This is a genomic window from Methylorubrum pseudosasae, from assembly GCF_029504475.1.
GTDB classification, from domain to species: Bacteria; Pseudomonadota; Alphaproteobacteria; order Rhizobiales; family Beijerinckiaceae; genus Methylobacterium; species Methylobacterium extorquens.
Window position 1 is genome coordinate 822,179 of sequence record NZ_JAQGDU010000002.1, and the last position, 25,625, is coordinate 847,803.

At 68.5% G+C, this 25,625-nt stretch carries 16 protein-coding genes and 5 pseudogenes; 10 read left to right on the plus strand and 11 right to left on the minus strand.

The window, feature by feature from the left end:
* The first annotated feature begins 59 nt into the window (after positions 1 to 59).
* Positions 60 to 986: an acyl-CoA desaturase gene (locus M2437_RS04695; protein ID WP_253389512.1), complete on the plus strand. Its 927-nt coding sequence runs from the start codon at positions 60 to 62 to the stop codon at positions 984 to 986.
* 206 nt (positions 987 to 1,192) lie between these two features.
* Here M2437_RS04695 and eat read toward each other — a convergent pair whose 3' ends face one another.
* The 5 genes from eat to M2437_RS04720 all read right to left on the minus strand — a co-directional run bounded on the left by eat (position 1,193) and on the right by M2437_RS04720 (position 7,094).
* The gene (eat, locus tag M2437_RS04700) at positions 1,193 to 2,569 is read right to left on the minus strand and encodes an ethanolamine permease (RefSeq protein ID WP_253389513.1); all 1,377 of its coding nucleotides are present in this window, start codon (positions 2,567 to 2,569) and stop codon (positions 1,193 to 1,195) included.
* A 218-nt stretch (positions 2,570 to 2,787) separates the two neighbouring features.
* Entirely contained in the window at positions 2,788 to 3,294 is a 507-nt protein-coding gene (locus M2437_RS04705; RefSeq protein ID WP_253389514.1) for a hypothetical protein, read from the minus strand.
* Between the two features lie 17 nt (positions 3,295 to 3,311).
* On the minus strand, positions 3,312 to 3,803 hold the full coding sequence (locus M2437_RS04710; RefSeq protein ID WP_015821118.1) for a hypothetical protein: 492 nt from the start codon (positions 3,801 to 3,803) through the stop codon (positions 3,312 to 3,314).
* Positions 3,804 to 3,859: 56 nt separating this feature from the next.
* Positions 3,860 to 5,275 carry a chromosome partitioning protein ParA gene (locus tag M2437_RS04715; RefSeq protein ID WP_499006502.1) on the minus strand — a complete coding sequence of 472 codons (1,416 nt, stop codon included), beginning with the start codon at positions 5,273 to 5,275 and terminating at the stop codon, positions 3,860 to 3,862.
* A 634-nt stretch (positions 5,276 to 5,909) separates the two neighbouring features.
* Positions 5,910 to 7,094, minus strand: a complete 1,185-nt coding sequence (locus tag M2437_RS04720; protein WP_253389516.1) for a ceramide glucosyltransferase — start codon at positions 7,092 to 7,094, stop codon at positions 5,910 to 5,912.
* 115 nt (positions 7,095 to 7,209) lie between these two features.
* On the opposite strand from M2437_RS04720, the pseudogene M2437_RS04725 reads away from it, so the two are divergent.
* The 4 genes and pseudogenes from M2437_RS04725 to M2437_RS04740 all read left to right on the plus strand — a co-directional run bounded on the left by M2437_RS04725 (position 7,210) and on the right by M2437_RS04740 (position 11,430).
* A pseudogene (locus tag M2437_RS04725) lies at positions 7,210 to 8,104 on the plus strand (histone deacetylase family protein).
* Between the two features lie 61 nt (positions 8,105 to 8,165).
* A complete protein-coding gene (locus M2437_RS04730; RefSeq protein ID WP_076641115.1) occupies positions 8,166 to 8,597 on the plus strand; it encodes a DUF1810 domain-containing protein in 432 nt (143 codons plus the stop codon).
* Positions 8,598 to 9,068: 471 nt separating this feature from the next.
* On the plus strand, positions 9,069 to 9,911 hold the full coding sequence (locus M2437_RS04735; RefSeq protein WP_015821114.1) for an ATP-grasp domain-containing protein: 843 nt from the start codon (positions 9,069 to 9,071) through the stop codon (positions 9,909 to 9,911).
* Between the two features lie 208 nt (positions 9,912 to 10,119).
* The gene (locus M2437_RS04740) at positions 10,120 to 11,430 is read left to right on the plus strand and encodes a GNAT family N-acetyltransferase (RefSeq protein ID WP_253389518.1); all 1,311 of its coding nucleotides are present in this window, start codon (positions 10,120 to 10,122) and stop codon (positions 11,428 to 11,430) included.
* A 19-nt stretch (positions 11,431 to 11,449) separates the two neighbouring features.
* On the opposite strand, the gene tsaA is transcribed toward M2437_RS04740, so the two are convergent.
* Positions 11,450 to 11,956: a tRNA (N6-threonylcarbamoyladenosine(37)-N6)-methyltransferase TrmO gene (gene tsaA / locus M2437_RS04745; protein ID WP_253389519.1), complete on the minus strand. Its 507-nt coding sequence runs from the start codon at positions 11,954 to 11,956 to the stop codon at positions 11,450 to 11,452.
* A gap of 181 nt (positions 11,957 to 12,137) precedes the next feature.
* On the opposite strand from tsaA, the pseudogene M2437_RS04750 reads away from it, so the two are divergent.
* A pseudogene (locus M2437_RS04750) lies at positions 12,138 to 13,626 on the plus strand (AMP nucleosidase).
* 116 nt (positions 13,627 to 13,742) lie between these two features.
* Here M2437_RS04750 and M2437_RS04755 read toward each other — a convergent pair.
* From M2437_RS04755 to M2437_RS04765, 3 genes are all read right to left on the minus strand, one after another.
* On the minus strand, positions 13,743 to 15,440 hold the full coding sequence (locus M2437_RS04755) for a methyl-accepting chemotaxis protein (RefSeq protein WP_253389520.1): 1,698 nt from the start codon (positions 15,438 to 15,440) through the stop codon (positions 13,743 to 13,745).
* Between the two features lie 206 nt (positions 15,441 to 15,646).
* Complete coding sequence (locus tag M2437_RS04760) at positions 15,647 to 18,139, minus strand: PBP1A family penicillin-binding protein (RefSeq protein ID WP_253389521.1); 2,493 nt, start codon at positions 18,137 to 18,139, stop codon at positions 15,647 to 15,649.
* Positions 18,140 to 18,389: 250 nt separating this feature from the next.
* Positions 18,390 to 18,890: a winged helix-turn-helix transcriptional regulator gene (locus M2437_RS04765; RefSeq protein WP_253389522.1), complete on the minus strand. Its 501-nt coding sequence runs from the start codon at positions 18,888 to 18,890 to the stop codon at positions 18,390 to 18,392.
* A 107-nt stretch (positions 18,891 to 18,997) separates the two neighbouring features.
* Between M2437_RS04765 and M2437_RS04770 the strand changes: the two are divergent.
* The 3 genes and pseudogenes from M2437_RS04770 to M2437_RS04780 all read left to right on the plus strand — a co-directional run bounded on the left by M2437_RS04770 (position 18,998) and on the right by M2437_RS04780 (position 21,627).
* Positions 18,998 to 20,240: pseudogene (locus M2437_RS04770) on the plus strand (MFS transporter).
* A 143-nt stretch (positions 20,241 to 20,383) separates the two neighbouring features.
* A pseudogene (locus M2437_RS04775) lies at positions 20,384 to 21,505 on the plus strand (MFS transporter); the annotation flags it as partial.
* Positions 21,502 to 21,627: a hypothetical protein gene (locus M2437_RS04780; RefSeq protein WP_277570223.1), complete on the plus strand. Its 126-nt coding sequence runs from the start codon at positions 21,502 to 21,504 to the stop codon at positions 21,625 to 21,627. The pseudogene M2437_RS04775 and the gene M2437_RS04780, both read left to right, overlap by 4 nt.
* Positions 21,628 to 21,735: 108 nt before the next feature.
* Here M2437_RS04780 and cydB read toward each other — a convergent pair whose 3' ends face one another.
* Both cydB and M2437_RS04790 read right to left on the minus strand, forming a co-directional pair.
* Positions 21,736 to 22,779, minus strand: coding sequence for a cytochrome d ubiquinol oxidase subunit II (cydB, locus tag M2437_RS04785; protein ID WP_003606515.1), 1,044 nt, complete (start codon positions 22,777 to 22,779; stop codon positions 21,736 to 21,738).
* A 151-nt stretch (positions 22,780 to 22,930) separates the two neighbouring features.
* Positions 22,931 to 23,263, minus strand: coding sequence for a hypothetical protein (locus M2437_RS04790; protein WP_253389525.1), 333 nt, complete (start codon positions 23,261 to 23,263; stop codon positions 22,931 to 22,933).
* A 378-nt stretch (positions 23,264 to 23,641) separates the two neighbouring features.
* Between M2437_RS04790 and M2437_RS04795 the strand changes: the two are divergent.
* A pseudogene (locus M2437_RS04795) lies at positions 23,642 to 25,584 on the plus strand (PAS domain-containing sensor histidine kinase).
* Positions 25,585 to 25,625 lie beyond the last annotated feature (41 nt).

Genomic DNA, 25,625 nt, shown 5'->3' on the forward strand with positions numbered 1-25,625 from the left:
GACAAGTTGGAGTGATTCGTCGTTTAGGATATTTACTAAATATCTAATGATGGGTGGCAATGACCGAAGCGCCCCGATGCACCTCGACGACCCGCATGATCGCCGATGTCCACACGTCGGCAGCTGACGGTCACTTGGAATGGGCGCCGGCCAAGTCACTTTGGATCGGTGGCATGCTGGCTGCAGCCCTGCTGCTTGGCCCGATTTTCGTGACGCCCGGGGCTGTCGCGCTGTTCCTGGTGACGACCGTCATCACGCTCTGTGCAGGCCATTCGATCGGGTTGCATCGGTTGCTGGTGCATCGCAGCTTCTCGGCAAAACCCTGGGTCGAATATGTTTTGGTCTACCTGGGGACCTTGGTTGGAATGGCAGGTCCGATCGGCATGGTCCGCCTCCATGACATGCGCGATTGGGCGCAGCGGCAGCCCGCCTGCCACGATCTCCACGCCAATCGACTTCCGCTCCTGCGTGACGCGGTGCTGCAGATGCACGCCCGACTCGTACTGACTCATCCCCCTCTGTTCGTTGTGGAGCCGAGGATCGCCGGTGACCGGATCTTTCGTTGGCTGGAAGCGAGCTGGATGCTGCAGCAACTGCCATGGGCCGTCCTGTTCTATGCAATAGGCGGGCTGCCTTGGTTGGTTTGGGGTATTCCGGTCCGGGTCGCCGTATCGTTGACCGGGCACTGGCTTGTCGTGCACCTGACCCATCGCCACGGACCCCAGGGTTGGGTGGTCGATGGTGAGTCCGTCCAAGGACATGATTTACCGGCAGCGGCCTGGCTCACCTTCGGCGAAGCTTGGCATTCAACGCATCACGCATGGCCGGAGTCGGCCCGCCTGGGAACGGAACCAGGTCAAGCCGATCCCGGCTGGCGGCTACTGCAAAGCCTGGAACGTCTCGGCCTCGTCTGGGATTTGAAGCAGCCCGGCGTTCTGCAACCTCGGCCCGGCGTTCGAAAGCTTCAGGGGCCAACGACCTTGTAGCGATGGTTTCGGACCGCTCCGGGGCAGGAACGGTCGCGGACACGGCGTCTACTTCGATGCCTTTTCGTGCGAAACCCGACTGGCGAAAATCCACCCAACTCAGCCGTGGAGGTCGCCTTGATCAAAGGCCGGGAAGCAGCCCTTCCCAGGGTCTGCAATAGGTCGAATGCGGCTCCTCGTATGGTCAAGCGGGTTGAATTTCGAACCTAGAGAGCCGCATCGAAGGCGGAAACCGTCGCCGGAGCCGCAGGCTTGGCCTTGAGCCGCACCAGCAGAACGGCTGCACTCATCACCGCTGCGAAGATTGCGAAGATCAGCGGGTTGTAGACGATGAGCGCTATGAGACAGACCACGGCCATGACGAGCGCGAAGGCCGGCGCGTAGGGGTAGAGCGGCGCCCGGTAGGGGCGGGCGAGGTCCGGCTCGCTGGCGCGCAGGCGGAACAGCGCGGCCATGCTTATGACGTACATGGTGAGCGCACCGAACACCGCCATCGTCACGATGCTGGCGGTGAGCGACTGCCCGGCGACGCTGATCAGGTTGTCGCTGTAGATCGCAGCGATGCCGACGATCCCGCCCGCCAGCGTCGCCACGTGCGGCGTCTGAAAACGCGGATGCACCCGCGCGAACAGTGTGGGCAGGAAGCCGGCGCGGGCGAGCGCGAAGATCTGGCGGGCATAGCCCATGATGATGCCGTGGAACGAGGCGACGAGGCCGAACAGGCCGAGCCAGACCAGCATGTGCAGCCAGCCGCTCGACTCGCCCACCACCCGCTTCATCGCCTGGGGCAGGGGATCGTTGAGGTCGGACAGGCTCTTCCAGTCCCCGGCGGCGCCAGCGAACAGCATCACCCCGAAGGCGAGCGCGGTCAGCGTCAGCACGCCGGTGATGTAGGCGATGGGGATGGTGCGCTTGGGGTCTTTCGCTTCCTCCGCGGCCATGGCCACACCCTCGATGGCGAGGAAGAACCAGATCGCGAAGGGGATCGCGGCAAAGATGCCGCCGATGGCCGCCGGACCGAAGCTGTCCCCTCCGGCCCAGCCGCCAGCCGTGAAGTTGTCGAGATGGAAGGCCGGGGCGACGACGCCCATGAAGACCAGAAGCTCGGCCACCGCCAGCACGGTGACGAACAGCTCGAAGGTGGCGGCGATGCGCACGCCGACGATGTTGAGGCCCATGAACAGCAGGTAGGCGCCGAGCGCCGCGTGTTTCGGGTCGAGCCCCGGATACTGGACGTTGAGATAGGCGCCGATGGCGAGCGAGATCGCGGGCGGCGCGAACACGAATTCGATCAGCGTGGCGTAGCCGGCCACCGCCGCCCCCGTGGGACCGAAGGCCCGGAGCGCATAGGCGAAGGGGCCGCCCGCCTGCGGGATCGCGGTGGTGAGTTCGGTGAAGCTGAAGATGAAGGCCACATACATCGCGGCCACGCACAGGGTGGTGAAGAGGAAGCCGAGGGTGCCTCCTTTCGCCCAGCCGTAGCTCCAGCCGAAATACTCGCCCGAGATCACGAGCCCGACGGCGATGCCCCAGAGATGGAAGGCGTTGAGGCTCTTGTCGAGCGTGGTCGAAGGCGTCGGCATCGTGCAACTCCGCAGTCCCGGCCCAACCGGCTTCGGCACAAGAGGCGGCGTCCGAACGGGGCCATGGGGCGGAAAGGCCAAGCAAGAGCGTTGCCGCTTTCCGTGGTTGCGGTGCTCGTCAGGCGCGCGGGGCTGCGAGGTCTTCCCGGGAGGGCCGCCGCATGCCGGCGCCGCTCAACCCCTCTGGGCCGGCAGCGGGGCGAGCCGGGAGCCAGCAGTCACTCCGGCGAGGGCCGCTGGCCGGCCGGATCGAAGGGGATTTGAGCCATACGGCCTGTTGCCGAATGTTCGCTCAGCTCGACATTGAAGGCCTTGTAGATGAAGGCGAGCAACTCCTCCGCCGCGCAGGCGCGCGTCTCGGACGAGGCCGCCGCCGCTTTCGCCTCATGATAGCGACGCGACAGGATCTCTTTTTCAGAAAGCGCCGTTCGCAGCGCCATCTTCGTCGCGGTGATCGTCAGCCGGCACTCGCTGATTTCGTTCATCAGCGCCGATCGTTCCGATTGCCATCGGACTCGTTCCTGCTGAACGCTTTGAATCAGGTTCAGCGCCTGCGGCTCGATCATCTCCTTCCAGCGCTGCAAGTCGTGGATCGTGTCCGCGGCTTGCTTCACCAAACCCAATGCGTCGTCGAGCCTGACTTCGACGCCGAACATGACCCATTCGGAGGGCTGGACCGGAAGGCCGCTCTCGCTGGTGATCGGGCATGGGCTGTCGAGGTCCATCGGAGCGCGTTCACGCCTTACGGCGCGTCCTGTCCGATGTCGCCGGTCTCCGCAGGGACGGGCTTGTTCTTCGAACCGAAGGCCGTGAACACGGCGTCATAGATGCGGACCAGCCAGGTTTCCGCCTCCTTGGCACGCGCCTCGGCGCGGCGGGCGCGGTCCTCCGCTTGGCTCAGCAGGACCTGGTTCGAGGCGAGCGACTTCTGGAGCTGCCGCACCTCGTCCTCAGCTTGGCTGATGACGCTTCGGAGCTGGTTCTCGAGATCGACGGCGCGCTCTTCGCTGATCCGGATCGCTTCGGCGGCCTCCTGCACGAGGTCGATCGCGGAGACCCAGTCGCGCTGCGGCGGCGAGGCCGTGCCCCCGTCGGAGGCGGATGCGGTGTCGGAGGTGGCGGGCGAGAAATTGATGATCTTGTCTCCCGGTCGCGTCACGTTGGCCTGCCAAGCCCGCATGAGAATGGAATTGCCGGAGGAAGGGGCGGCGTCTTTCACGGCCTGTTCTGACATTCAAACATCCTTCCGAGTTTTTTTTTGCCAGGTCTTCTTTGCCGAGGAACGGCGAATTAGGCCGACTTGCCCGTGGAGCTGAACGGCCGAACGTTGCTCACCTCGTCGGCCGAGGCATGCGCGGTCTCTTCGTCGAGCTCGTCGTTCACCTGCTCCCGCCACGGGCGGCCCGAGCGTTTCAGGGCATCGTGCTGCTTCTGCAGCGTGACCCGGCTTTCGCGCGCGATGTCGAGGGCACCTTGCAGCAACGCGCGCTCCGAGCGCTCGTTCTGCAATTCCTCCATCAATCTGCGGTTGGAGGCTTCGAGATCGGCGCGGGCGGCTTCGTGCCGGTGGGTCAGGTGCTCGATACGATCGTTCAGAACCGCGTTGCGGTTCGTCGTCTGCTCGATCGCCGCATCCTTGGCGGCGAGAGCCTTGTTGAGCATGTCGCAACGGCTATCGAGTTCGCCGCGAATGCGCTGGATTTCCAGGAACCGCTCGGTCTGGCGCGAAAGGTCGGCTTGCAGGGCTTCGAGGCGGCGTTCCAGCGTGCTGCGCGCGATGGTCGCTTCCTTGAAATTGCGATCGACCGAACGGAATTCCTCGTCCTTGTCCCGCAACTGGTTGCGGGCCTGCACCAGCAACTGTTCCGTCGAGGTCGCCCGGTTCAGCGCGGCTTCGAGTTTCATCGCGAGGCTGGCGCGGTCGTTTCGGAGCGCGGACAGCTCCGTTTCGTGCTGCGCTTCGTTCCGCTCCCTGACGGAGATTTCCGTCGCGAGTTGGGTCTCGACGATGCGCAGGCGCTGCCGGTCCGCTTCGGCGGTGGTCGTCAGGTCGCGATGGCGGGCATCCAGATCCGCGAGCTGGGTCGCCTGCTCTTCGCTCAGAAGCTGGAGACGGCGTCCCTCGACCTCCAGCAGGCTGTTCCGCTCGCGGACGTTGTTCAACTCGTGCTCAGAACGCGCCAGGGCACTATCGGCGGCCTGGGCTTCCTGCCGCAGCGCCCGGCTCTCGCTCGTCAGCGCCTTGTTCTGCTCGACCTCGGAAAAGAGCTGGCGCTCCAGGTTTTCGATGGCCGACACCTTGTCGCGCAGATCGATCTGATGCGCCTCGACCGCCGCATCGCGCTCGCGCAGGCTTTCCAGGGTCCGCTTCGCGTGAACCTGGGAATCCGCCAGCTCGCTGTTCATCCGCGACAGCTTCGTGGAGAGATCCGCCACCTCGTCGCGCAGGCTGCCGTTGGCGCTGACTTCCTGCGTCAGCGTGTTCTCAAGCTCGGCGATCCGCACGCTGGCCTTGGACAGCTCGCTGCTGATGCTCGCCAGCGGCTGCAGGATCAGCACGAAATCGTCTTGGAGGCTTCGCAGGTCGTCCAGGCGGCCGACCATCGCGTCGATGCGCTGCCGGACGACCTCGTCCCGTTGACCGATGGCGTCGAGGTTCGTCGGAGCCGGCTCGGGGGCCGAACGGGAGCGTCTCCCGCCCTCCATCAGGTCGGGGAGAACCGCCTTCGGCAGCCGCGGCGAGGGGGGCGGCTCCGGGGTTGCGCGGCCGTTGCTCCGCGTCGCGGTCGCGTGAGGCGGATGACGTCGGCAGCACGTTTCGGAACGGCATCCAAGCCATCGCGGTGTGTTTTCCCATAACGACACGGCGAATTTGCGTGCTTACTGCTTTTTTAACAGATTTGTCACGCAACGCGAGTCGCCGGACCCGTTGGCAACAGGCTTCTTCCTGATTGGATGCGTATCGGTCTTTTGATAACTAAATCGTGATTACCGAATATTGCTTAGTATATCCAGATTTTATTGCTGCGTTTATGTCAACAATGGGATGATTTGATAAGACTTGCCTTCCATGGCGTCGAGTTGCTGGTGCCAGTGATCGTGATGGCCGTCAGGTTGCGCGGATTTCTGTTGCCGGGGATGCTCCGGCAAAGAACGCTTCTGCAAAGAACGCTTCGGCGTGGGTTGTTGCGATACGCGCGGAATTCGCTCACGGCGGATAATGCCCTGGCAGTGCAATCTAAAGGCGCATCAGGTTCGGGCGCGTCCGCTCTCCACCGGAAACCGCGTCACGTCGGCGCGGAGGCTGTTCCGGGGCCTACGCTCATGAGAGCCGCAGCGGTCAGGCGGCGCTCGGCCCCGTTTCCAGCGCGGTCCCGTCGCGGGTGCGGATGTCCATGGCGTTTCCGCGCCAGACGATGGCGGTGCGCGCCCAGGCGCTCGCCCAGATCGCCGGAAGAAGGGCGTCGCGGACCAGGAGGGCCGCGAGCATCCGCGGCGAGCGGTGCCAGCCGACGCGCGCGGCCAGCGCGATCTCCGCCCCGTACCAAAGGGCGCCGGCGCCGACGAGCCAGAGCGTGGCCTCGACGCTTCCCGCCACGAACCCTGTCAGCACCAGCGGCAGCAGGGCACCGATCCCGATCTCGGGGGCGAAGAACAGCGGGAAGGTGACCCGTCGCAGCCGCGCCCAGCGCACCTGCCGCGACCAGACCTCCGACAGGGCGCGGTGCCCGAGCGGCTGCTGGAAGGGCGAGGCGACGAGATGCACCCGCTTGCCCGCCGCGCGCACGAGCTTGGTCGCGGCGGCGTCCTCGGCGATCTCGGCGTTCAAGGCGCGGATGCCGCCCTGCGCTTCGAGGAAGGGCTTGTTCCAGAGCATGCTCTTGCCCTGGGCGAAGCCGAGGCCCAGCGCCTCGCCGGCATACTGCCACCGGGCCTGCAGGGTGTTGAGGAAGGCGCATTCCACTTCGGCGAAGAAGTTCTCCGGACGTGCGCCGATCGGCGTCGAGCAGACGAGGCCGCTGCTCGTCCGCCACGCCGCCTGCATCTGCTGGATATAGTCGGGCGGCATCAGGACGTTGGAATCGGCGAGGATCACCCAATCGTGCCGGGCGGCATCCCAGCCGCGCACGCAATTGTTGAGCTTCGGGTTGCCGCCGATGCGCTCGTCGCCAAGGATCAGTCGTGACGGGATCTGCGGGTGCGCCACTCGCATCCGCTCCAGCAGCGGTAGGATCGGGTCGCCGGCCTCCGCCACGCAGAAGATCAGCTCGTAGGCCGGATAATCGAGCCGGAAGCTCGCGAGCAGCGTCTCCTCGCTGAACGCTTCCAGGCCGCACAGGGGCCGCACCACCGAGACCGGGACGCCCGCGGGGAAGGCGGACGCCTTCCCGAGGTCGCCGCCTTTGTCGCGACTTTTGCGCCCGATGCGCCGGGCCGCCACCGCGAGGCTCGCGAGGTTGACGGCGACGAGAACCGCGCAGAGCGCGAGGGCGGCGAGCGCGCCGCTCTCCGGCAAAGCGATCATGCGCGGCGTCTCCCGTCGAGGGTTTCTTCGGACGCGACGGCGCGTCTCATCACGCCCCTAGCAGCGCCGCCTTATCAGGCGTGTGACACTTCAAACGCCGTTCCGGGCCGTTCCCTTGATCCCGATCGTGTTCCACCCGGCCTACGAGGCCGAACTGCCGGAGGGCCACCGCTTTCCGATGCGCAAATACGGCCGGCTCGCCGAAATTCTGCGCGCCCGCGGCCTCGTGCCGGGACGGCTTCGTCACGCCGGAGCCCGCCGACGCGGCGCTGCTCTCGGGCGCGCACGATCCGGCCTATGTCGCCGCGGTGCTCGCCTCGCAGGTGTCGCGGGCGATCGAGCGGGCGATCGGCCTGCCCGTGACGGAGGCGGTCGCCGCCCGCGCCTGCGCCTCGGCCGGGGGGACGCTGCGCGCCGCGCGCCTCGCACTCAGCCATGGGCTCGCCGGCAGCACGGCCGGCGGCAGCCACCACGCGCGGCGGGCCGGCGGCGCGGGGTTCTGCGTGTTCAACGACGTGGCGGTGGCCGCCCTCGCCCTGAGACGCGAGGGCGCGATCACCCGGGCGCTGATCGTCGATCTCGACGTGCACCAGGGCGACGGCACCGCCGACTGTCTCGCCCGCGAGCCCGACCTGTTCACGCTCTCGATCCACTGCGAGCGCAACTATCCGCACGACAAGGTGCCGGGCGACCTCGATATCGGCCTGCCCGACGGGCTCGACGATGCGGAATACCATGCGGTGCTGGAGGCGCGCCTGCCCGCGCTGGTCCAGAACTTCGCGCCGGACCTGATCTTCTACAATGCCGGCGTCGATCCCCATCGCGACGACCGGCTCGGCCGCCTCTGCCTCACCGATGCGGGGTTGCTCGCCCGCGATCGATACGTGGTCGACCTCGCGCAGTCGCAGCGGATTCCGCTCTGCGCCGTGATCGGCGGCGGCTATGGCAACGACGTCGACGCCCTGGCCGCACGCCACGCCCTCGTCTTCGAGGCGATGGCCGCAGCCTGAGGAACGCCGGTCCGCGCGCCCGGTTTGCCCAGGCAAGGCGACAGCGCGACAGGAAGAGACGATGCCGGATGACGCGTTCGACCTGAACCGCTTCGTGGAGGCACAGGACGGCCTCTACGCGGATGCGCTCGCGGAAATGCGGAACGGGCGCAAGCAGAGCCACTGGATGTGGTTCATCTTCCCCCAGATCGCCGGGCTCGGCTCCAGCGCGATGGCCCGGCGCTACGCGATCCGCTCGCTGGCCGAGGCGCAGGCCTATCTCGCCCACCCGCTGCTCGGCGAACGGCTGCGGACCTGCACCCGTGCCGCGAACGCCTGGGAGGGCCGCTCGGCCCATGCCCTGTTCGGCGCGCCCGACGACGTGAAGTTCCGTTCCTCCATGACGCTGTTCGCGCAGGCCGATCCGGACGACCCGGATTTCGCCCGTGCGCTCTCGATATACTTCGAAGGACGGCCCGACCCGCTGACCTTGGAGAGGCTGGAACAGCGTTGACCCAGGAGCGTCGCGCCGCCGTCCTTCGGCTTCGAGCAGACTCCAAAGCCACAATTGAGTTCTAACCCGATTTTTCCGGGTCGCGCATCAGTATAGAAGTATTATAAAAAGTTGAGAGTGCTGATGATTGGTTGTTGACGTTACATTGCGCGTAAACATAAAAGTTTCAAGACCGCCGATCTAAGATCAAATATTAGTCCGTTCTCTGAGGGTTCGGGGATTGGTCGGACATGAGGCTCTACGATGAAGCGCGCGCTTGTCTTAGCCAATGGCCCGCGCATCCAATACCGAGTTTTGCGATGTGCAGGCGAATGCTTCGATGAAGTCTACGTCCTGGGTGCAAACGATGCATATCTCCTGAAGCGTTCGCGCTTTTGTGAAAGATACATCGATTTTACCGGAGATTTTGCCAATATTCGGCAATCGGATCTTGTCGATATTCGCCGGCTCTGCGCCGTCCACAAGATCGATATGGTGCTCCCGAGTTGCAGCCGGACGACGCGTCTCCTGGCGGCCCATGGGGCCGAGATCGGGGCGCCGTACTATCCCGTGCCGGATCAGGAAACCTTCGACGCGCTCGACGACAAGTGGCGCTTCGCCGGCGTCTGCGCCGACCTCGGTCTTCCCGTCCCGCTGACGCGGCGGTTCGAGACGATGGCGGATCTGCGCCGCGATCCGGACTGTGCCCACCTCGAATTTCCGCTGATCCTGAAGCCGGCGGCCATGTCGGGCGGCTACGGCGTGCGGCGGATCGATTCCGCCGACGCGCTTCCCGAGCATCTCAGTTACACACCGATCATCTGTCAGGCTTACGTGCCGGGCGAGGAGTTGAGTGCGTTCTATCTGTGTGAAGCCGGAAAGATCTTCGCCTCGTTCTCCTATCGCAGGACCCTAACCAAGCTGGAGGAGATCCGCGTTCCGGCCATCGATGCGCATGCGAGCCGGCTCGTCGCGCATTTCCGCTATGACGGGGTGATCGGGTTCGACGTCCGGCGCCGGCCCGATGGCGAGATCGCCTTCATCGAGTGCAACCCGCGCTTCTGGTACCACATGGAAGTGGCGATGCTGGCGGGCCTGAACTTCGTCACCCTCGGCTGCCGCCTGCGTGAGGGGGAGAGCGGCCCTCCGGATTCCGACACGCTCAAGATCCGCTCGCCGCGACGCCTGTGCGGAAACCTGCTCACGCCCTGGCGCCTGAACCGCGCCGAGCGGGCCTATCTCCGCTACATCGTCCGCGATCCGGCGATCTCCGGCTGGGCCGCCTTCCAGAGCGCGATTGGCCGCTACCGTCTCGCCGGCGGACAGCTCCTGTGAGGCACGCGCGCCGATGCGCGGGAGAGCGGGGCTGCTTCCGGCCGGTTCACGCCGGGCCGGTCTGCGCATCGGGATATCCCCCTCAAGAGCGCGTGCTTTAAGCGCGGCTTTGTCGTCGTTCTCGGCGGGCAGAGATGTGACGACGTCGTGAGCCGGCCCGCGGATGCAGGACCGGTGGAGCGACGCGACCGAGGGAGAGGGGCCGTCCATGGATTCGAGCGGCGACTTCGCGAGCCTGCCTTTAGCCGAGCCGGCGCCCCCGTCTTTGGTGCCCGATGCGGTCTCGCACCGGCCGGTCTTTTCCGTCGAGGTCGCGACCGCGCCGCGCTTTCGCTCGCTTGCCGCGGAATGGCGCCGGCTGGTCCGGCGCTGCGCCGAGCCGAACGTGTTCATGGAGCCCGCCGTCGCGGGTGCGATGTACACCGCGACCGAGACGCCTCTGCACGTCCTCCTCGCCTGGTCCCGCCGCGGCGGGGGAGAGGCCGAGTTGGTCGGTGTCTGGCTCCTCGTGGTCGGCCGGCCCTCGTCGCGCCTGCCGATCCGGACGCTCGAAGCCCCGTGCAATTCGCTGACCTTCCTCGGCTCGCCGGTGCTCGATCGCGACCATGCGGTCGAGGCCCTGTCGGCGATGCTCGATGCCGTCGCCGAGAATCCCACCCTGCCGAAGCTGATCTGCGCCAACCAGATCGCGATGGACGGGGCGGTCTACGCCGCCCTCGTCGGCGCAGCCGGCCGTCGGGGGTTCCGTATCGTCGAGATCGAGCGCCGGCAGCGCGCCCGGCTCGATGCGCCGGTTGCGGGACAGGCTGCGCCGGCCTCTCCCGTCTCCTCGAAGCGGCGGGCCGAGTTGCGGCGCCATCGCAAGCGGCTCGCGGAGCAAGGCGAACTGCGCCAGATCAGCTCTCGCAAGCCGGAGGAGGTCAGCGCGGCGTTCCAGGAATTCCTCGATCTGGAGGCGGCGGGATGGAAGGGCCGCAAGAGCCGGCGCGGACGGGCGATCCGCAACGCGCCGCCGCTCTGCGCCTTCGCCCAAACGATGATCGTGGGGCTGGCGCGGGATGGCTGTGCCGGCATCGAGACCCTGCGCCTCGACGGCCGGGCCATCGCGATGAACATCTGGCTGCGCTCCGGCCGCACGGCCTTCGGCTGGAAGATGGCGTATGACGAGCGTTACGCGAAATGGGGGCCCGGCTCGCTGCTGATGGAGGCGACGACCGAGACGGCGTTCGCGGATGGGACCATCGACACCATCGATTCCTGCAACCGCGACACCTCGGCGGCGCTGGCGCAGATCTGGCCGGAGCGCCGCGAGATCGCGGATCTCCTGATCGACGTCTCCCCCGGCGGCTCCCTGCGCGGCCGGTTGACGGCCCTGTCGGAGACGCTGTTCCGGCACGGTCGCGGCGTCGCCCGCCGGACTTACAAGACCCACGTCAAGCCGGTCTATCTGCGGGCCCTGGCCCGGCTGACCGCGGAGCCGCGATCCGGAGCGGGGCAGCAGGGGAAGACCGACGGGTAGGAGGTCCGATCCTGCCGGATCAGGGCGTGGCCGGCTTCTCCGTGCCGGCGCGATCGACCCGCGCCTCCGGCCGGCTGTCGGTCGAGGCGAAGTAGGGCTTGATGTCGAGCAGCGGCGTGCCGTCGATGCAGTCGAGCCCGCGCACGCGGATGGTGCCGTCGGCGATGTCGAGCCGCTCGACCACGGACAGGGCGATGGGGTTCGGCCGCGCCGGCGAGCGGAGCGAGAAGGTGCCGCGGCTGCCCGGCGCGTGGCGCGGCTGCTGGCGCACGAGGTCGCGCGCGGCCCGGTCCATCCAGTAGAGCACGATCAGGTGGGTGGCGCCCTCCAGGTTCTGGAGCGCGGGCCGGTAGGCGGCATCGACTTCGAGGGTGCAGACGGCATCCGTTTGTGTGCCGTTCTTCGGGCACTCGCCCCGGTTCTGCCACGGCGTGCGCACCCGGCCGATGAAGTAGAGCCCGGCATCGTAGTCGGCGGGCAGCGGGATCGCCTCCTCGCCGGGGCGCCGATCGACATCCTCGTTCATCCGCTCTCGCTTCCCCGTTTGGCGACGCATGCCTTGTCGCCCCGGTGTGCGGCTGCCGCAAGGTGGGCAGGTCCTCGGCAAGGGCAGGTCCTTGGCAAGGCAAGCCTCTTGCTCGTCTCGCTGCCAACTCGTCTCGCTGCCAACAGCGGTGTAGACGTCTTGGGGTCAGCGGGGAGAGCACATGGTCATCGACGAGTTGCGGCCGATGGAGGCCGTTGCCGACGCGGAGACGGCCGTGGATCGGCTCGAGGCGCTGCATGCGGGCGCGACCCAGGCGCTCCAGGCGGCCCTGGCGCGCTACCTCGAACACCGCATTGCCCCGGACGCGACCGAGCGGCTCCAGTTCCGCTACCCCGAGCTGCGCCTGACCTACCAGCCCGCGGGGCCGCTGCCGCGGCTCAACCGGGCCACCGCCAAGTTCCAGGCGCCCGGCCTCTACGCCACCACGGTGACGCAGCCCGGCTATTTCCGCGCCTATCTCTTGGAGCAATTGCGGCCGCTCGTGCGCGATTACGGCGCCAGCATCGAGGTCGGGCTGTCGGCCCAGGAGATTCCCTATCCCTACATCGTCGAGCCCGGCACCGATCTCGGCGGCAGCGGCGTCAGCACCAGCGATCTCGCCACCCTGTTCCCGACACCGCTCCTCTCGGTGGTGGGCGACGAGGTCGCCGACGGTCTGTGGCTGGAGAATGCGGGCGATCCGCGCCCGCTCGCGTTGTTCGACGGGGTGCGCACCGATTACTCCCTGCGCCGGCTGGTGCACTATACCGGCTCGGACTGGCGCGAGATCCAGCCCTGGATCCTGCTGACCAATTATCACCGCTACGTCGACGGCTTCGTGCGCCACGGGCTGGAGCGTCTGGCGGCGGGGGGAGGGGGAGCGGCTGGTGCTGCCTGGCGGGATCGTCGTGGAGCAGGCCGAGGCCGCCTCGGCCGATCCGGCAGCGCTGATCGCCGCCTCGCCCTGGCACAAGTACCAGATGCCGGCCTACCACCTCGTCGGCCGCGGGCCGGACGGGGCGCCCCAGGGGACGACGCTGGTCAATATCGGCGTCGGCCCCTCCAACGCGAAGACGATTACCGACCATCTCGCGGTGCTGCGCCCTCATTGCTGGCTGATGGTCGGGCATTGCGGCGGATTGCGTCAGTCCCAGACCATCGGCGACTACGTGCTCGCCCACGGATATCTGCGCCGCGACCGCATCCTCGACGACCTCGTGCCGCCGGAGATTCCGGTGCCGGCTTTGGCCGAGGTGCAGATCGCCCTGCAAGCGGCGGCGGCGGCCGTCACCGGCGAGCGGGCGGACGCGCTGAAGCAGCGCCTGCGCACCGGCACGGTCGTGACCTACGACGATCGCAACTGGGAGCTTCGCTTCAGCCAGGAGCGGCGGCGCATCAACCTCTCGCGGGCGATCGCGGTGGACATGGAGAGCGGCACCATCGCCGCGCAGGGCTATCGCCTGCGGGTGCCCTACGGCACGCTGCTCTGCGTCTCCGACAAGCCGCTGCACGGCGAGATCAAGCTGCCGGGCGCGGCCAACGCCTTCTACGAGCGGGCGGTGGCCGAGCATCTCAAGATCGGGCTCGCCACGCTCGACACCCTGCGCGCCGACCGGGCCGGCCTGCACTCGCGCAAGCTCCGCAGCTTCGACGAGCCGCCGTTCCGGTAAAGGTCCCGGGGTTTCGAAAGGGCAAGCCCTTCTCATAGGTTCCAGGGCGGAGCCCTGGTTGAAGGGATGCCGGGGCTTTGCCCCGGCGCCCCAGCAATTGAGATCCCGGTGGGAGCTTATGCCGCCCGAACCGTCGCGAGGAACTGCGAGACCTGGGCGCGCAGGGCCTCGGACTGGCGTGACAGCTCGCCCGCGGCGCCGAGCACTTGGCTGGCCGCCGCGCCCGTCTCCTCGGCGGCGTTGGCCACGCCCATGATGGTGCCCGTGACCTGCGACGTGCCGGACGAGGCCTGGGTGACGTTGCGGACGATCTCCTGCGTCGCCGCGCCCTGCTGCTCCACCGCCGCGGCGATGGCGGTCGCCGTCGTGTCGATGTCGCGGATACGGCCGGCGATGTCGCCGATCGCCGCGACCGCCTGACCGGTCACGCCCTGGATCTGCCCGATCTGGCCGGAGATCTCCCCGGTCGCCCGGGCGGTCTGGTTGGCGAGTTCCTTGACCTCCGCCGCGACGACCGCGAAGCCGCGGCCGGCCTCCCCGGCGCGGGCCGCCTCGATGGTGGCGTTCAGCGCCAGAAGGTTGGTCTGTCCGGCGATGGAGGAGATCAGCCCGACCACGTCACCGATGCGGCCCATGGCAGCGTTCAGTTCCTGGACGAGATGCGCGGTCCGGTCCGACTGCGTGACGGCGGCCTGCGCTAGATCGGTGGAGCCCGCCACCTGCCGGCCGATCTCGGCGACCGAGCTGCCGAGTTCCTCGGCGGCGGACGCCACGGTGTTGACGTTGGTCGCCGCCTCTTCCGCGGCCGCGGCGACGGTGGTCGCCTGGGTGGCGGTCTCGGCTGCCGTTGCGGTCATGGTCGAGGCGGTGGCCTGAAGCTCGGTCGCCGAGGACGAGACCATGCCGACGATGCCGCCCACGGCCGTCTCGAAGCGGTCGGCCAGCTCGATCATCGTGCGCTTGCGCTCGGCGGCCGCCGCCTCGTCGGCGATGCGGCGCATCTCAGCCTGCTCGGTGGCCTTCTGCGCGACCATCTCGCGAATGCCCTCGACGGCGCGGCCGACCGCGCCGATCTCGTCGCCCCGCTTTGCCTCGGCGATGCTGGCGTCGATGTCGCCCTGCGCCATCCGCCGCAGCACCGACACCAGACGGCTGAGCGGGCGAACGATGCCGGAGACGACGATCAGGCCGGCCAGCCCGAGCGCGACAAGCAGAGCCAGGGCGGACCCTGCGATCAGGATGTTCGTCGCGAAGCGGGCATTCTCGAAGACCGCCTGTTTCTCCGCCTGCATTTCCTGGCCGATGCGATCGATGCGAGCCTGCACCTGTCCCCGAAGCTTGGCGCGCAGGGGAGCCGCCTCCTCCTGCGCGACCTTCATCGCGGCGACGCTCTCGTTCTTCAAACCCAGTTCGGTCGAGCGCCCCAGGATGTTGAAATATGTCTTCGCCGATTCGCGAAGCGCTTCGCTGGCGGCGCGATGCTCCGGCTCTCCCGCGAGTTCGGCCAACTTGTTGAGGGACGCATGGCTCGCCGCAATCGCCGCATCCTGGCGGCTCTTGTAGCCTGCCACCTTCTCGCTGGCCGTTTCGATGATGATGTTGCGGTTCTGAATCGTCGCTTCGGTGATGTTGATCTGTCCCTTGAGGATATGCTCCTGCCGCGCGGCCTGTACATCAGTGACGCGCTGCGTCTGAGTGGAGATACTGTCGAGTGAATACTTGGCATAGACGATCGAGCCGACCGACGTTGCGGTCAGCAAGGCGAGCGGTATCGAGAACTTGAGGGCGATCCGCGTGTTGTCGATGATGTTCACGGTGGCGGCCTCTGAATCAGAACTACACCGTGCTATTATTTGATCTGCATTAATTTTCGATTGAAAATATTGCGCCTTATCTGCCCTCGCAGCAAATTCGGCGGGGCTTGTCAGTGCAGAGGTGATTCAGAGCGCCGCACAAAACTCCCGATCTCTGATCGTTCTCTCTGGCCGTGACGGCGCAGCGGGCGTTTTGTGTGAGAGACTCAGCGCTCGCGCTGCCACAGCCCGGCACGCTCGGCGCGCGCCTGATCCTCGGCCTCGATGAGATCGCTCGGCGCGTCCTCGGCAGCCCGCGCCCCGCCCGCCGTCACGATCAGCGAGGCGAGGTCGTCGCCGTCCAGGCGGCAGCGTGAGGAGGCCGGATCGCCGGAACAGATGATCTCCCGGCGGCGCAGATAGCGCGCGAGTTGGCGGGCCAGCGCGCCGCCCTCGCCGACGACGCCGAGCAGCCGCACCTTGCGCCCGCGGATTGTCAGCGTGCCGGTATCGACCACCTCAGGCACGCCGCGCACTTCGCCCGTAGCCGGCGTTGGCGCCGGGGCCGGGGCCACGGCGCTGGCCGGTGTCGGTTCGGCCCGTGCGGCGGAGGGGGCCGGGCGCTTTCGGCCCTTCAGCACCTTCTGTGCCCGTTCCACGAAGTCGTGGAAGACGCGGGCCGGGATGTCGCCGCCGGTCACCTTGTTCATCGGCGTGTTGTCGTCGTTGCCGACCCAGACGCCGACGATCATGTCCGGGGTCAGCCCGACGAACCACGCGTCGCGATAGTCTTGGCTGGTGCCGGTCTTGCCGCCGACCGCGAGGCCGTTGACCCGTGCGGCCTTGCCGGTTCCGGATTCCACCACCGCCTGAAGCGAATCGAGCATCATCGTCTGGACCTGCGCGTCCATCGCCGCGCCGGGCTTCGGCGCCGGGCGCTGGTAGAGCGGCTGTGGCGTGTTTCCTCGGATCGTGCGGACGAGATAGGGCTCCACCGGCACGCCGGGGCCGAGCACGCCGGCATAGGCGCGGGTCATTTCGAGGAGCGAGACGTCGGCCGAGCCGAGGGCGAGGCTCGGCACCTCCGGCAGGTCCGACTGCACCCCGAGGCGGCGCGCCTCGGCGACGATCGCGGGCAGGCCGACCTCGTCGCCGAGCTGCGCCGCGATGGTGTTGACCGAGAGCGCGAAGGCCGAGCGCAGCGGCAGGGCGCCGCGGAACCGGTTGTTGGAGTTCTGCGGCTCCCACTCGCCGATCTGGGTCGGGCGGTCCACGAGCACGCTGTCAGGGAAGAAGCCCTTGCCGTAGGCGGCCAGATAAACGAACAGCTTGAATAGCGAGCCGGCCTGCCGCTTGGCCTGCATCGCCCGGTTGAACTGGCTGTCCTCGTAGTCCCGGCCCCCCACCATGGCGAGGATCGCCCCGTCGGGCGCCATCGCCACGAGCGCGCCCTGGCCGACCTTCTTCTTTCCACCCTCGCTGTCGAGGCGGCGGGCGAGCACGCCTTCCGCGAGGCTCTGGAGGTCGAGGTTGAGGGTCGAGCGCACGGTGACGTCGCCGGCCGCTTCGGTCAGCCGCTTCACGTCGCCGGACACCGCGTCGAGGAAGTAGTTGGTGCCCGGCGGGGTCTCGGGCGGCGTGTGCAGGGTGAGCTTTTCCGCCCGCGCCTTGTCGGCCTCGGGTTGGCTGATCGCGCCGGTCTCGACCATGGCCTGGAGCACGAGGTCGGCCCGCTCCTTGGCACCGCCGAAATTGCGGGTCGGCGCGAGCTGCGAGGGCGCGCGCACGAGGCCGGCCAGCATCGCCGCCTCCGGCAGGGTCAGACCCGCCGCCCCGTGCCCGAAATAGCGCCGCGCCGCCGCATCCGCCCCGTAGGCGCCGGCGCCGAAATAGGCGGTGTTGAGATAGCCGACGAGGATTTCGGGCTTCGTCAGCGTGCTCTCGAGGCGCAGCGCCAGGAAGGCCTCCTGGATCTTGCGCTTGAGCGTCTTCTCCTGGGTGAGCGAGGTGAGCCGGGCATATTGCTGGGTGATGGTCGAGCCGCCCTCGCGCACGCCGCCGCCGGTCGCGTTGCGCCAGACGGCCCGCGCCATGCCGCGCAGGTCGATGCCCCAGTGGCTGTAGAAGCGCCGGTCCTCGATCGCGACGATCGCTTGGGCGAGGCGGGGCGGCAGGGTCTTCTCGGTCAGCCGCTCGCCCTGGAACGCGCCGCGGGTGGCGAAGGCACGCCCGCTCTCGGCCTCGACCACGAGGGCACGCTGGTTTGCCTCCGGCGCTACCCCGCCGAGCGGCGGCAGGGAGGCGAAGGCGACAAAGACGTATCCGGCCAGGATCACCAGCGGCAGGCCGATCAGGACGGCCAATCCGATCACCCAGGGCCGACGGCGGCGGGGAGGGCGAGCGGAGGGATCGTCGACGGGATCGCTCCGTGTGTCCGGCTGATCGACCGGGGCCGGGACGGGCGCCACCGGTGCGGTGCGCGGCCCGGTCGAGCGGAGGCGGTCCGCAGTGCGAGCGAAGACCGGCTTGGCCCCGTTGGCTGCCCCCTTGGCCGCATCCCTGGCGGCGGCGGTTCCGCTGCGCCAAGCGCTGCGTCCCGCGCTCCCGGCCAAGCGGCCGAGCTGGCGCGCCAGCAAGGCGGCCGCCCGCGCGGCTTCGCGCGCTGCGGCCCGCGTCTCGGTCCCGTCCTCGCCCGGCCTGTCCGGTCCCTGCGCCGTCATTGCGAACCGTTCGCCGCCCGCCGGAAATCACGCATCATGGGGCGGACCTTAGCGGAGCGGGGGCCGGCAAGGCTACGCGCCCGAAGGGGGGCGCGAAGAAGGGCGCCGATGGGTGGCCCCGGCGACACGCTCGGTCACCGCTCCCCGCGCTGCTGTCGCATGATCCGGCATGGGGCCGGGGCTCGGATCGAAGGCCGATCGGCTTGACCCTGCTCAGGGCTGGTGAGGGTGGAAGCCGGACCCTGCCCCTTTAGTTGGAAGCGGGTATTCCGGCACCCGGCGCCTTTCCAGCGCCCACTCGATCGTCGCCCGCTTTCCTCACGCGAGTCTCGGCCCAGGTCAGGGAGCGTCCCTCGGCCGAGTGCAACGCCATCCGTGCGACCGGGATGCCCGTTGCCGTGTCCACAAGGGCGGATCGGTTCTCGTCGGGACGATAGAGGAAATCCTCGCCCCACTGCCGAAGCGCGACGATGACGGGGAAGAGGCCGCGGCCCTTCTCCGTCAGGACGTACTCGCGGTAGGCGCTCCCGTCCGAAGCCGGCGCGGTCTCCAGGACGCCGCGCTCCGTGAGGTCGCGGAGCCGGGTCGCCAGCATGCCCTTCGCGATGCCAAGGCCTGCCTGGAACTCGCTGAAGCGCCGCACACCCTCGAAGGCGTCGCGGATGATGAGGAGCGACCACCAGTCGCCGATGACGTCGAGGGCCCGCGCCACCGGGCATGCCGCTTTGCCGAAGCCGACCCGCTTCACCATCCACCCTGCTCCTGCCCGAGCAATCTGGTTCTAACTTAGAACTGGATCATGGTGCGCACAAGTGGTCTCAACATTGAACCAAAATGGGCTCATGCAGGACAGGACCGATGCCGCAGACGGGCGATTGCCAAACCCCAAACCGGATGAACTCAGGCTTGGAACGGGTCACGACACTGATCCTGGCCGTGGCCGCCGGCCTCAGCGTCGCGAACGTCTACTACGCCCAGCCCCTCCTCGACGCGATGGCGCGCGATTTCAGGATCTCACCCGGTGCCATCGGTCTTGTGGTGACGCTGACCCAGGTCGGCTACGGGCTGGGCCTGATCCTGATCGTGCCGCTCGGCGACCGCGTCGATCGCCGCCGTCTCGTGCTCATACAGGGCGCGCTATCGGTCATTGCGCTGCTCGCTGTGGCCACGGCCGAGATGGAGGCCATGCTCTTTGCCGGTATGGCGGCGGTGGGCCTGCTGGCGGTCGTGGTCCAGGTGCTGGTGGCTTTCGCCGCGACGCTGGCGCGGCCGGCCGAGCAGGGCCGGGCGATCGGGACGGTGACGAGCGGCATCGTCGCCGGCATCCTCGCCGCCCGCTTCGTGGCAGGGACGGTGGCGGACCTCGGCGGCTGGCGGGCCGTCTACCTGACCTCCGCCGGGCTGACGCTCATGATGCTCGGTCTCCTCGCCCTTACCCTGCCGCGTCATCCGGCTCCTGACCGCGCGGGCAGCTATGCCGCCGCGCTCCGCTCCATTCCCACCCTGTTCCTGCAGGACCCGATCCTGCTCGTGCGGGGCATCCTAGCGCTCCTCGTTTTCGCGGCCTTCAGCGCCTTCTGGACGGCGATGGTGCTGCCCCTCAGCGCTGCACCCTTCGCCTACTCCCACACGCAGATTGGCCTGTTCGGCCTCCTCGGTCTGGCGGGCGCGTTCGCCGCGACCGCTGGCCGGCCGGCTCGCGGATCGCGGCCTCGGCCAGTGGACGACGGGCTTGGCCCTGGTCGTCCTGCTGGTCTCATGGGGACCGATCGCGCTGCTGGCGCAGTCGATCCCCCTCCTTCTCGTCGGCGTCGTCTTGCTCGACCTCGCGGTGCAGGCTGTGCACGTCACCAATCAAAGCATCCTCTTCGCCCGGCACCCCGAGGCCCGCAGCCGTCTCGTGGGCGGCTACATGGTGTTCTACGCCGTCGGCAGCGCCATCGGTGCGATCGGCGCGACCACGGCCTACGCTCATGCCGGCTGGCTTGGGGTCTCGGCTTTGGGGGCGGCGTTCAGCATCATCGCGGTGGGCGTATGGGCCTCGAGCTCCAGCCTGCATCGATCGATCCAGGGCAAGCTCGGCACATCCATGCGTCTGTGACTATTATCCCGGCCCGCTTTCCCGGATCGACGATCGTGACCTCCCCTCCGCTTCTCCGCCGGCCCTCTCCCTGGATCGCGCTCGCCTGCGGCGCGGTCATCGTGACCATCCCCCTGGGACTCCGCCAGGGGTTCGGCCTGTTCATGCGGCCGGTGGAGTTGGATCTCGGCGTCGGGCGCGAGAGCTTCGGCCTCGCCATGGCCGTGCAGAACCTGATCTTCGGGCTCGCCCAGCCCTTCATCGGGGCGCTGGCGGACCGGTACGGGCCCGGCCGCGTCGCCGCAGGCGGTGGCCTCCTCTACGCGCTCGGCCTCGCGCTGGCGGCCTTCGTGTCCTCTTCCCTCGGCCTCACCGTCACGCTCGGCTTCCTGCTCGGGCTGGCCATGACCGGCGTCACCTTCGTCGTCGTGCTCGGCGCGGTCGTGCCGATGATGCCGGCCGGACGCCGAGGCGCGGCCGCGGGCATCGTCACGGCGGGCGGATCCGTCGGGCAGTTCCTGCTCGTGCCGGCCACCCAGATCGCGGTGGACGGCCTCGGCTGGCGCGGGGCGCTGCTGGCCGGCGCCGGGCTGGCCGCCCTGATGGTGCCGCTCGCCCTCGGCATTGCCCGGAAGGCTGCCCCCGCCGCGGTGCGGACGGCCGCCTCCGCCGACGCGATCCCGCTCGGCGCCGCCCTGCGGCAGGCGGCCGGCCATCGCGGCTACTGGCTTCTCAATGCCGGCTTCTTCGTCTGCGGCTTCCACATCGCCTTCGTCTCGACCCACCTGCCGGCCGTGTTGAGCGATGCCGGCCTCGATCCGGGGATCGGCGCCCGTGCGCTGGCCCTGATCGGCCTGTTCAACATCCTCGGCTCCTACGCCTTCGGCGTCGCCGCGGACCGGCTGCGCAAGAAATACGTGCTGTCGTGGATCTACTTCGCCCGCGCGGCGGTGATGGCTTTGTTCGTCGTCCTGCCCTTCACCCCGCTGACCGCGACGCTGTTTGCCTGCGCCATCGGCTTCCTCTGGCTCGGCACTGTCCCGCTGACGAGCGGCCTCGTCGGGCAAATCTTCGGCGTGCGCTATCTCTCGACCCTGTTCGGCATCGTCTTCATGAGCCATCAGGTCGGCGCCTTTTTCGGCGCGTGGGGGGCGGGCTTCATCTTCGCCCAGACCGGTTCCTACAATGCGGCCTGGACCCTCTCCATCGGCATCGCGCTCCTGGCCGGTCTTCTCAACCTGCCGATCCGCGACGTCCCCCTGGCGCAGCGGGCGAGGCCGGCATGAGCGTTCGGGACGAACTCGTCGTCCTCGCCCTTCTCGGCGCGCTGACCCTGGCCGGCGCGCTCCTGTGGGCCCGCGAGGGGGTGGGGCTCTGGCTGCGCGCGGCCATTCCCCTCTGCTTCTGAGCCGGCGCTCGTCTCACCGCGCGATGGCGCGGATGAAGTAGACGAGCGCCGTGAAGGCGAGGAGGCTCAGGCCGTAGAGGGCGGCGAACCAGAGGATGCGGCGGGCGCTCAATGGTAGCTCGCCGCGTTCGGGTTCTCCTCGATCTTCCCCCGGAAGACCCAGTAGGCATAGGCCGTGTAGGCCAGCGTCAGCGGCATCACCACCGCGTAGCCGACGAGGGCGAATTGCAGCGCCGAGGTCGCGTTGGCCGCCTGCCAGATCGTCAGCTTGGGCGGCACGATGTAGGGAAACAGGCTGATCGCGAGCCCGAGGAAGCCGAGCAGGAACAGGGCGATCGAGAGAAGGAACGGCGCGACATCGCGCCCGTCCTCGATCGCCTTCCAGATCCGCCAGCAGACGAAGGCCGTCAGCAGCGGCACGGGCGCCACGAACAGCACGTTCGGCCAGGAGAACCAGCGCCACTGGATATGCAGGCCGAGGAACGGCACCCAGGCGCTGACGACCGCCATCGAGACGACGGTGCCGATCAGGAACTGCTTGGCCTTGATCCGCGACCAGATCTCCAGCTCGCCCGAGGTCTTCATCACGCACCACGTCGCGCCGAGCAGCCCGTAGCCGCAGACGAGGCCGATGCCGGTCATGACGCTGAAGGGCGTGAGCCAGTCGAGCGTCCCGCCGGAGAATCCTCTTCCTTCGGTCTGGAAGCCCTGGACGAAGGCGCCGAGCACCATGCCCTGCGCGAAGGTGGCGATCAGCGAGCCGTAGTGGAACGCGTTGTCCCACACCACCTGCGAGCGCTCGGCCTTGAAGCGGAACTCGAAGGCGACGCCGCGGAAGATCAGCGCGATCAGCATCAGGATGATCGGCAGGTAGAGCGCCGGCAGCAGGATCGCGTAGGCGACCGAGAAGACCGCGAACAGCCCACCGCCGCCGAGCACGAGCCAGGTCTCGTTGCCGTCCCAGATCGGCGCCACCGAGAGCATCATCCGGTCGCGCCAGTTGCCGGGCCGCGCGGCGGTGAAGAGGATGCCGACGCCGAGGTCGAACCCGTCGATGACGACGTACATCGCCACGGCCAGCGCCAGCAGGCCGGCCCAGACCAGCGGCAGCCAGAAGGCCAAGCCCTCGTATTCGCTTCCGAAGCCGAACATCCTTGTTCCCTCCCGGCTCATGGCACCGGTGCGTGACACGAGCACCGCCCGAGTGACGGTCGCAAAACGCCCGCTGCGCCGCCGTGCTCAGAGAGGAGAGGAGCGGCGGTCAGGCGTTTTGCAAGGCCCTCATATCAAGCCAGAACCGCGCTTAGGGCGAAGTTGCTCCCCGCCAGGGCGGTTGTCGATCGCTGGCGGACAAGGTGTCGGCGGACGGTTGGGTCGGATGCTCTCGTCCGCCGACATGGCGGACGAGGGCGTTCGCCCCAGCTCGCGCCATGTCCTCGCGCGCCTCGGGCGGCAGGGCGTTCACGGCCTCCACCAGCGCGCCGATGCCGCCCGTGGTCAGGCGATCCATGACATCGCCCGAAGCGATGCCCGTCCCGGCGGCGTGCGGCCGGGTTGGATCGGCGCCGCCATGGCGCTGAAGCGCGAGATAGGAGAGGGCGCCGATCACCAGGGCGGCGCGCAGAAGAAACGACATCGTTCCGGTTCCAGAGGGCACTGCATGGCCGGCGCGGTCGATGCAGGTCGATCGCCCGATCCTGCCATCCTCGCGCCACCGCCGGATGAACCGGAAGAGGCGAAAGCGCCGACGTGGTGAACGAAGTGTTTTTTCGCGAGCCCGCCCCCTCCCGGACCGCTGTTTACCCTCTGTGGAGCGGCGACCCGGCCCCGCCCGGGCCTTGTGAAAAGCGGGGATCGGCGCCGCCTTCGGGTCCGGTCGTCGCCGCACTCGGCGGCAAGTGAGCGACCCTTTTCATCCTCGCTTAAACCGCCTCTGCGACGGTTTGCCTGAGATCGTAACGAGCAGTCGAGGGGCGCAAGACACCCGTGTTCCGGGTCAAGGCTTGCGTTGTGCGTGGTGGTGTTGCGTAAAGACGGTACCCTTGCCTCTCTGTTCGATTCCCGCCTGGCCGGGCTGGTCCATGCCTCCGCGCTGGCCGAGCCGAGCGTGCGCTTCCGCCATGAGCGGTTCCTGATCTCGCGGCTTGCCACCGGCGCCGTGATGATGGCGGGCCTGCCGCCCTACCTCGTCTGGCGCGGTGTCCCGAGCGGCCTCGAGGCGATCGCCATCGCGAGCCTGTTCCTGCCGCTGCTGGCCGCCGTGGTCCTGTCGCGCACCGGTTCGCTCTGGGTCGCGCATGCCCTGTCCTCGCTCGGCCTGACCGGCATCGTCGTCTGCCTCGCCGCACTGACCGGCGGCGCGAGTTCGGCCGCGGCCATCTGGCTCGTGGCGGTGCCGCTGGAGGCGATGGTCTCCGGCTCGCGCCGGGCGACGATCGCCGCCTCCGTCATCGCCGTCGTCGGCGCCTTTGCGGTCGCGCTGAGCGGTTACCTGCCTGTCGGCGCCCTCGCGCTCGATTGGCCCAACGCGATCGTCATGCCGGTCTTTGCCGTGACCGCCATCGGCCACATCGCGGCGCAGGCGATGGAGCACATGCGCCGCGAGGGCGAGTGGCGCGCCCGGATGCAGGACAACGAGGCCCGCGACCGCCTGCTGCTCTCGGCCATCGATGATCTCGTGACCTGGCACGACGCCAACGGCCGCGTGCTGGAGGCGAGCGGCTCGGCCGCCCGCTTCGTCGGCGCCGAGGCGAGCCGCCTGCGCGGCCACGGCCTGCTCGATCGGGTGCATATCGGCGACCGTCCGGCCCTGCTCCAGGCGATCAGCGACGTCGCCGCCCACGGCGCGCCGGCCACGGTGCCGTTCCGCCTGCATCTCGACGCCGCCCGCGGCGACGGCAGCCGCACGATCTTCGCCGAGATGCGCGCCCACCGGATCGAGGCGGGGCTCGCCGGCGCCAACGGCTCGACCGTCGTCGCCGTGACCCGCGACGTGTCCGAGCATCGCCGCCACGCGCAGGAGCTCGACCGCGCCCGCGCCGAGGCCGAGCGCGCCGACGAGGTGAAGACCCACTTCCTCGCGACCGTCAGCCACGAGCTGCGCACGCCGCTCAACGCCATCATCGGTTTCTCGGACGTGCTGGGCGGCGAGGGCGCGGTGAGCCTCTCGCCGGAGCGGTCGCGCGAATATGCCGGCATCATTTGCCCAGTCCGGGCGCCACCTGCTCGACGTGGTGAACACGCTGCTCGACATCTCGCGCATCCGCGGCGGGCATTTCGACTTCCAGCCGGAGCCGGTGGATGTCGAGGCGCTGATCCGCGGCTGCTGCGACCTGATGCGGCTCAAGGCGGACGCCTCCGGCATTACCCTGACCAGCGCGCCCGTGCCCGCCGGCTGCGCCCTCGTGGCCGATGCCCGCGCCTGCCGCCAGATGCTCATCAACCTGATCTCCAACGCCGTGAAGTTCACGCCGCGCGGCGGGCGGGTGGAGGTGATGGTGCGCCGGGGCGGAGCCTATCTCGACATCGTGGTGAGCGATGACGGCATCGGCATCACCGAGGCCGACCTGCCGCGGCTCGGCGACCCCTTCTTCCAGGTCGGCGGCGGCTACGGCCGGAGCCACGAGGGCACCGGGCTCGGCCTCTCGGTAGTGCGCGGCCTCGCGGGGCTGCATGGCGGCGCCGTCTCGGTCGAGAGCGCCCCCCGGCAAGGGCACCGCCGTCACCGTGACCCTGCCGCTCGATTGCAGCCGCGCCAAAACCGCTACGGCCGGTGCGCGGGACGCTTCCGGCAACGGTGCGAAGGCTGCCGCCGCGCAGGCCCAGCCGGCGCCGATCCGGACTTCGGTGCGGGTCGCGGCGATGCCGGAGCCAGTCCCTGAGCCGATCCGTCGGCCGGCCGGCCTGTTCGATCCCGCCCCGCTCTCCACCAACCCGCCGATGCGCCGCGCCGGATGATCCGACCGAACGAAGCGCCATTCCCACGTAAAGGAGCGAAT

Bases quoted from the DNA above. Each gene is read 5' to 3' on its own strand.
- eat (WP_253389513.1), bottom strand. From the start codon at position 2,569: ATGCCGACGCCTTCGACCACGCTCGACAAGAGCCTCAACGCCTTCCAT.
- M2437_RS04760 (WP_253389521.1), bottom strand. From the start codon at position 18,139: ATGACGGCGCAGGGACCGGACAGGCCGGGCGAGGACGGGACCGAGACG.
- M2437_RS04790 (WP_253389525.1), bottom strand. From the start codon at position 23,263: ATGTCGTTTCTTCTGCGCGCCGCCCTGGTGATCGGCGCCCTCTCCTAT.
- tsaA (WP_253389519.1), bottom strand. From the start codon at position 11,956: ATGAACGAGGATGTCGATCGGCGCCCCGGCGAGGAGGCGATCCCGCTG.
- M2437_RS04735 (WP_015821114.1), top strand. From the start codon at position 9,069: ATGGTGCTCCCGAGTTGCAGCCGGACGACGCGTCTCCTGGCGGCCCAT.
- M2437_RS04705 (WP_253389514.1), bottom strand. From the start codon at position 3,294: ATGGACCTCGACAGCCCATGCCCGATCACCAGCGAGAGCGGCCTTCCG.
- M2437_RS04765 (WP_253389522.1), bottom strand. From the start codon at position 18,890: ATGGTGAAGCGGGTCGGCTTCGGCAAAGCGGCATGCCCGGTGGCGCGG.
- M2437_RS04780 (WP_277570223.1), top strand. From the start codon at position 21,502: ATGAGCGTTCGGGACGAACTCGTCGTCCTCGCCCTTCTCGGCGCGCTG.
- cydB (WP_003606515.1), bottom strand. From the start codon at position 22,779: ATGTTCGGCTTCGGAAGCGAATACGAGGGCTTGGCCTTCTGGCTGCCG.
- M2437_RS04695 (WP_253389512.1), top strand. From the start codon at position 60: ATGACCGAAGCGCCCCGATGCACCTCGACGACCCGCATGATCGCCGAT.
- M2437_RS04715 (WP_499006502.1), bottom strand. From the start codon at position 5,275: ATGGAGGGCGGGAGACGCTCCCGTTCGGCCCCCGAGCCGGCTCCGACG.
- M2437_RS04720 (WP_253389516.1), bottom strand. From the start codon at position 7,094: ATGATCGCTTTGCCGGAGAGCGGCGCGCTCGCCGCCCTCGCGCTCTGC.
- M2437_RS04730 (WP_076641115.1), top strand. From the start codon at position 8,166: ATGCCGGATGACGCGTTCGACCTGAACCGCTTCGTGGAGGCACAGGAC.
- M2437_RS04710 (WP_015821118.1), bottom strand. From the start codon at position 3,803: ATGTCAGAACAGGCCGTGAAAGACGCCGCCCCTTCCTCCGGCAATTCC.
- M2437_RS04740 (WP_253389518.1), top strand. From the start codon at position 10,120: ATGGATTCGAGCGGCGACTTCGCGAGCCTGCCTTTAGCCGAGCCGGCG.